Annotated in this window: 8 protein-coding genes and 2 pseudogenes; 4 read left to right on the top strand and 6 right to left on the bottom strand. The window is 42.6% G+C overall.

Annotated elements, in window-relative coordinates; all coding sequences use genetic code 11:
• Positions 1-196: 196 nt before the first annotated feature.
• The 5 genes from Q1A48_RS20370 to Q1A48_RS20350 form a co-directional block, all read right to left on the bottom strand.
• Positions 197-325, bottom strand: a complete 129-nt coding sequence (locus Q1A48_RS20370) for a hypothetical protein (protein ID WP_299948558.1) — start codon at positions 323-325, stop codon at positions 197-199.
• A gap of 125 nt (positions 326-450) precedes the next feature.
• Positions 451-579 carry a hypothetical protein gene (locus Q1A48_RS20365; RefSeq protein ID WP_299948558.1) on the bottom strand — a complete coding sequence of 43 codons (129 nt, stop codon included), beginning with the start codon at positions 577-579 and terminating at the stop codon, positions 451-453.
• A gap of 125 nt (positions 580-704) precedes the next feature.
• Positions 705-830, bottom strand: coding sequence for a hypothetical protein (locus Q1A48_RS20360; protein ID WP_299948556.1), 126 nt, complete (start codon positions 828-830; stop codon positions 705-707).
• A 13-nt stretch (positions 831-843) separates the two neighbouring features.
• Positions 844-972: a hypothetical protein gene (locus Q1A48_RS20355; protein WP_299948554.1), complete on the bottom strand. Its 129-nt coding sequence runs from the start codon at positions 970-972 to the stop codon at positions 844-846.
• 515 nt (positions 973-1,487) lie between these two features.
• Positions 1,488-1,907, bottom strand: a complete 420-nt coding sequence (locus Q1A48_RS20350; protein WP_299948552.1) for a hypothetical protein — start codon at positions 1,905-1,907, stop codon at positions 1,488-1,490.
• A gap of 543 nt (positions 1,908-2,450) precedes the next feature.
• Between Q1A48_RS20350 and Q1A48_RS20345 the strand changes: the two are divergent.
• The 4 genes and pseudogenes from Q1A48_RS20345 to Q1A48_RS20330 form a co-directional block, all read left to right on the top strand.
• Positions 2,451-3,457, top strand: a pseudogene (locus Q1A48_RS20345) (IS5 family transposase).
• Positions 3,458-3,915: 458 nt separating this feature from the next.
• Positions 3,916-4,212: a DUF6506 family protein gene (locus Q1A48_RS20340; RefSeq protein WP_299948560.1), complete on the top strand. Its 297-nt coding sequence runs from the start codon at positions 3,916-3,918 to the stop codon at positions 4,210-4,212.
• A gap of 282 nt (positions 4,213-4,494) precedes the next feature.
• A complete protein-coding gene (locus Q1A48_RS20335; protein ID WP_299948550.1) occupies positions 4,495-4,842 on the top strand; it encodes a hypothetical protein in 348 nt (115 codons plus the stop codon).
• Positions 4,843-4,912: 70 nt separating this feature from the next.
• A pseudogene (locus Q1A48_RS20330) lies at positions 4,913-5,020 on the top strand (transposase); the annotation flags it as partial.
• Here Q1A48_RS20330 and Q1A48_RS20325 read toward each other — a convergent pair.
• Positions 4,971-5,276, bottom strand: a complete 306-nt coding sequence (locus Q1A48_RS20325) for a hypothetical protein (protein ID WP_299948562.1) — start codon at positions 5,274-5,276, stop codon at positions 4,971-4,973. The pseudogene Q1A48_RS20330 and the gene Q1A48_RS20325 sit on opposite strands and share 50 nt — an antisense overlap.
• Between the last annotated feature and the right edge of the window lie 580 nt (positions 5,277-5,856).

The raw sequence follows: 5,856 nt of genomic DNA, 5'->3' as shown, positions 1-5,856 counted from the left end.
CACCAGAAGATTTAATGGATAATTACTTGGCGGCACAAGCCGCATAAATGGTATGCGCTTCAAGGTTGAATCCGCGTATCCTTTTTTGTGGAGGAACAACTTTCTAATCAAAATTAGCAAGTGATTCAGGGTAGAGTAATCAGTATAATAGCTATCAAGCATACGTTAACTGCTTGATAGCTATTGCCTTTTAGGTTTAAGTTATCGCAAGGCCGATAGCAATACCTACAGCAACACCAGTTGCAAAGGCCATTGCCTCATCAGCACTTAACGGTGCTTCTTGGCACTCAAGCATTTCTAAACTTAAATCTAAATTTGTGTTCATTTTCATATCCTTTTTTGTGGAGGAACAACTTTCTAATCAAAATTAGCAAGTGATTCAGGGTAGAGTAATCAGTATAATAGCTATCAAACATACGTTAACTGCTTGATAGCTATTGCCTTTTAGGTTTAAGTAATCGCAAGGCCGATAGCAATACCTACAGCAACACCAGTTGCAAAGGCCATTGCCTCATCAGCACTTAACGGTGCTTCTTGGCATTCAAGCATTTCTAAGCTTAAATCTAAATTTGTGTTCATTTTCATATCCTTTTTTGTAGAGGAGCAACTTTCTAATCAAAGCTAGAAAGTGATCCAGCGTAGAGTGGTCAGTTTAATAGTCATCAAGTATACATTAACTATTTGATAGCTATTACCTTTTAGATTTAAGTTATCGCAAGGCCGATACCAATGCCCGCTACTACACCAACAGCAAATGCCATTGCTTCATCTGCTGAGAGAGGGGCTTCTTGGGTATCTAGATTTTCTAACATTAGATCTAAATTATTCATGATTTAATCCTTATTAAGTGATGGCGACACCAATGGCAATGCCTGTGCCAACGCCAACTACGAAAATTCCAACTTCAGCCCATGTGGCAGGGGCTTCTTGATCTTCAAGTGCTTCTAAGGATAAATCTAAGATATTATTCATAAGTCATTACTTCCTCTTAATGCCCGACTATTCTTCTTTATTTGAGTGAATTCGTCAGGTTATTGATGTAAGCTGGCTTCATTTATTGCTAAATGAGCCAACAGGTTGTTGCCATTAATAACTTCTGTTACTTCTGGCTATTTACTACAACTGCACCTTAATTATATGTAGTTGTAGTAAATTAGTTTCCTCATATTTCTTTGAGGTAATAAGTAATAATGCACGCCCTGTGACCTTATTGAAAATAATTATACTTTTGGCCAGCTTATGGATTTTGATTGAATATAACCGCTTTCCAGAATTTCCTCGGCCTAGAATTGCCAAATTCATCATAATATTGACTGTCAATGCTGCCCTATACTGCGAACGTAACCTGTTGTTTATGCTGCTCCTTCATCCCCATTTCCTATTTTTTGGTCAACTTTTTTGTGTTTTAATTTGGCGGGCCATGCAAGCTATAAATGGGCTTAAGTAACCACTCAAATAAAGTGCGTTTATTTAGTATGATGTCAGTACTAAATAACATATCGTTTTCCGCTGGGTGTATACTCAACTCCGAAGATTTCTCGGAAATATTCAATAATGGAGTGTGTTGTGAGATAAATATTACTCTCAAGCTCATCACAAAGCTGTGCCTGCTGTGAGAAAATTAAATGGTTTGCCCGACCTTGATAGTTCGTCCTGACCAACTCTGCAACACCACCCGAGCGAAATTTCTCTAAATAAGATCTCAACGGTTCCTCAATAAGCAATAACGCCTCTCGAACTGTCTTTAAATTCCAGCCAGTGTCAAGAAGAATAATTGCATTGGTCTTATAGGAGGCATTGAGGTTGCGCTCGATTCTGTGAACCTCGCGCAGTTCTTTGAGTTGATTTTCTATTAGCCAAAAATTCTCCATAGGAACAAAGATGAACGAAATTAATTCCAATTTCAACAACTTTCTAAAGCTCAATGTTTAAACGCTTTGGACATAGATACTGCTGCACGCTATTGCACTGTATTACAAAGAGTCACTAAAATACATTTTATGACTTTTATTCCGAATTTAAATGAATAATGCGCCATAAGTATCTCTACCCCCTTCAACTTTTCCAGTGTTGTTTCTCCAGCAAAAGAGGCAAATACAAAAATTAATGACAGTTGCTGTGAGGTTTTCTTTCTGGCTTAGAAAATCAATGCGAGCTTGGAAGTTTTTGTTAATTTTGGTGTTAACAGGGTTTGATCAAGCAGTGCACTGGTCAGGTCTTTGCGTTTCCTCTCCATCTTTGAATTTTACTCCGGTAATGACCTTGGCTAAGCAGTTAATGCCTCGTAGCTTTCTCCATCTTTCTTCTGCGCATATCTAGTACGATAGTCCCCTCACTTTTAACTGAAGTTAAAAGTAGAACTGAATCCATAGCTTTATGGGTACCTCTAAAAATCACCTGATTTCTGGTAAAATCGGTCCAACTTCTCTCAGATAGAGGTTATGCCAAAAATGCAGCCGAGCTTCTTAGATCTCGAAGACCGACATCGCAAACTGAACGGGCGTGACCTGCTGATTACTCTGCGAGAGCTGATTGATTGGGACGACTTTCGGAACACTTTTAATAAAATTCTCACAAAGCCGCGAAAAATCAATGCAGGACGAAAGCCCTTCGGTGTGATTCTAATGTTCAAAGCACTGGTATTGCAGCATTTGTACAACTTATCAGACGATCAACTGGAGTATCAGATACGCGACCGCTTTACATTTTGCCGGTTTCACAATTTGAATTCGGAAGACAAAATACCGGGCGTCAAGACAACCTGGCTGTTTCTTGAACAATTGGTACACGCCGAGCTTATGAAGCATCTCTTTCTCGAGTTCGATTTACAGTTTGATGCACAGGGCTACAAAACTCAGAAAGGGCAAATAGTTGATGCCAGTTTTATTGAGGCACCGAAGCAACGCAACAGTCGAGGTGAGAACGAGGAAATTAAGGCCGGCAAAGTACCGGAAAGAATCGAGAAAAAACCAAATGTCAATCGCCAGAAGGATCTGGATGCCCGCTGGACCAAGAAAAATAATGAGACTCACTACGGGTATAAGAACCACGCCTGTGTGGACAACAAGCACAAACGGATCCGAGATTACGAGATCACCTCTGCCGAAGTGCACGACTACCAGGGGTTCCATGAACTGCTGAGCGACAACACTTCCAAGGGTGTTTGGGCAGACAGTGCTTACTACAGTGAAGAAGGCGAGATCACGCTGGAAGCGATAGGATATCGCAGCTATGTGCATAAGAAAGGGAACCGGGGTAAGGCTCTCAGCAAGCGAGACACGGAAGAGAACCGTCACAAGTCCAGAGTTCGAGTTAGAGTCGAGCACGTATTTGGGTCAATGGAAAATGAGCAGGGGGTATGCTCGTGCGGACTATTGGGATTTGGCGTGCTGCGGTTAAGGTTGGCATGATGAATTTGGTGTACAACATGCGTCGATTTGTAAGCTTGCAGTCCTGACGTGCGCTCGCTGCATGACGAATCGGGAGAAAGTTTCCTAAGAGCAGGCCGAAATAGCTCTAAAGCCCATCAAATATCGGTTTTTTGTGACCTTCAGTGAAATTATGGTCGATAAAAAAGGGAAGCACCGATGGCGCTTAATTTTGCAGTTTTATATGAACTTATAGAGAGGTGCCCTATAGTGAATCGTATCGTTTCTGCAGTGCTTTGTTCATAAAGATATTCTTCTATTTGTCGTGCTCGGGAGTGAGCGCGTAGGGGAATTAGCTTTATTTCTGCAGGGGTATCTTTGTCGCGTAGCGGCTTCGGTCGACAACTCAATCAAAGGCGCCTCTGGGGGCAGGGACTTCACTCCCCGGCTTCGCTGCTAAGGTTCGGCCCCTTCCTTTATTGTGGTGATCAAAATCATGCAAAGACTGGTTTACTCGGGAGGCATCGTGATCAGATAATGCGAGTTCATTGTCAAGACTAAAAGCTATGATTATCACCATAACAAAACGGTTATGGATGCAGCAGATTTTTTCATAGAAGTTATCGGTGTAAGCAATGATGATGATGCTGTTTTAGCTGCTAGAGGAATGATAGAGCGTGGTGTGCAAGTCATCGAGCTTTGTGTTGTTTTTGGTTCAGAAATTGCAGAATATATAATTTCACAATTTAATAGTCATTTCAAGCCGACTGCCAGCGCGTGGCAGTTTCTGTTTGAATTAGGTCAAGTATTTGTGGTGGTCTGTTTAATTGATTTTGGACTTTGACGGTAGCATCTATGTCGAAGGTAGATTTAGTCATAGGCTATCTGTTTTTTGCTAATGATAAAGAAATGACACGGAATTCTGAACACTACCCAGTAATGCAATCCGTACTTGTTTTTCTCAGGTGAAGCAAATGGCGCGCGAGGTAGATGCCTATTGTATTCAGTTCTGGGCGGTGTTGCCTACGCTCAACCCATTTGCCCGGCGTCTGGGTTTCCATAAACATCGGGCCGAAAATCGATTTACTATCTGTAGGATTTTCTTGAGATTGATATTAGTGATAGCATGCCGATACCGGAATTGCCCGGTACCGGTCAGGTTGAAACTTTTCAGTCTTTCCGATTCCGTCGGTTATTTCACCAAGGGGGTAGCACGGTAAAGGAAACTGCCGATGAAAAAGCCTTTGCCGATGCGGTGGAGCAGAAGTGGAATCACTATCAGCAGAAATACACCGGTCTTGAGCAGGGTTATGTGGGCCGGGTGGGTGCACAGGATAGTGAGGCGGCCATGGATTTTGTCGGTGGCTCGGCGAACCAATACAGCAGGGCCGAATTTAGTGAAGCTGAAGAGGATCTTCAAGGTAATCTAGTCCAAAAGGGAGACCCCCCGGCCTTGCCGGGAAGGCACGCATAGTTTGACAGATCCGGAAGTCCCATAGTAACTCCAATGTGTGAGCCGCCAAGCAACACACAAAGGAGTCACTATGAGACAAGTGGACAGTTTAAGTCACACGAAATGGGAGTGTAAGTACCACATAGTTTTTATCCCAAAGTATCGTAGAAAGGTGCTGTTTGAGCGGGTGCGCAGAGAGTTTCCCACGGTATTTCACCAGTTGGCCCGGCAAAAGGAGAGCTTGATTGATGTTCTTGGCACAGGGCAAGCCCAATCAGGGTGAGTTTCTGGCCGCGGACATTCCGGTATTGAAGAGTTTCTATCGCGGTACCAAGCCACCTTAAAACACCCAGCATGTCAATGATCTCTGTGAGCGCTTGAAAGAAGTGCATCAGTTGGCTGCCAGCCTGAAGGAACTGCAAGGCTGGGAAAGAGTGGAGTTCGTTACTGAACATTGTGACAAGCTGGCCCGGCGTCTTCCGCTGAATCAAGCCAGTCGGCGCCCGAGTGAATTGCGCAAAGCGGTGTGAGCGTATTTTGGCTGAGGATATTCCGCACAAGGCCAAGCGGTTGAAACTGGTTGTAATTCAAAAGCGGATTGATGTAGTGACGAAGAAGGTGTCTCAAACTTCAGAGGCGACTTACCAGTAGTCTGACTGTATCAATTTGGCTTTAGCGGCAAAAAGTAAAAGTCGAACAATTTGATGGGCAGAGAATGCTTGGCTAAAAATTAGCCTCTCTTGTAATGGCGTGTAATTGATTTAATATGCATTCGCATGATAATATTAAAACCAAATTTCTTAGAGGATGTGAATTGCCGCCTGTTTCTATCACATCTCTATTTTTAATCCTAAAAATCTCCAGAAATGTTGCCATCGCTTACTGAGTGTCTTTATAGATGTTGATAAGAATATTTTCTTTTGCCTTCTGTTTGATTGTTTCCCAAACCGCAACTTCTGAAGTTGATGGCCCTGATTCTAGTAATAGCGGAAGCTATTCTATTGATTTTTCCCACAATAAAACTTCACGGCTTCG

Source organism: uncultured Microbulbifer sp. (genome assembly GCF_947489355.1).
Taxonomy (GTDB): Bacteria; Pseudomonadota; Gammaproteobacteria; order Pseudomonadales; family Cellvibrionaceae; genus Microbulbifer.
Note: the sequence above shows the minus strand (reverse complement) of the source record. Positions and strands in the feature narration are given on the sequence as shown.

Bases quoted from the DNA above. Each gene is read 5' to 3' on its own strand.
- Q1A48_RS20370 (WP_299948558.1), bottom strand. From the start codon at position 325: ATGAACACAAATTTAGATTTAAGTTTAGAAATGCTTGAGTGCCAAGAA.
- Q1A48_RS20365 (WP_299948558.1), bottom strand. From the start codon at position 579: ATGAACACAAATTTAGATTTAAGCTTAGAAATGCTTGAATGCCAAGAA.
- Q1A48_RS20360 (WP_299948556.1), bottom strand. From the start codon at position 830: ATGAATAATTTAGATCTAATGTTAGAAAATCTAGATACCCAAGAAGCC.
- Q1A48_RS20355 (WP_299948554.1), bottom strand. From the start codon at position 972: ATGAATAATATCTTAGATTTATCCTTAGAAGCACTTGAAGATCAAGAA.
- Q1A48_RS20335 (WP_299948550.1), top strand. From the start codon at position 4,495: ATGCCGATACCGGAATTGCCCGGTACCGGTCAGGTTGAAACTTTTCAG.
- Q1A48_RS20325 (WP_299948562.1), bottom strand. From the start codon at position 5,276: ATGTTCAGTAACGAACTCCACTCTTTCCCAGCCTTGCAGTTCCTTCAG.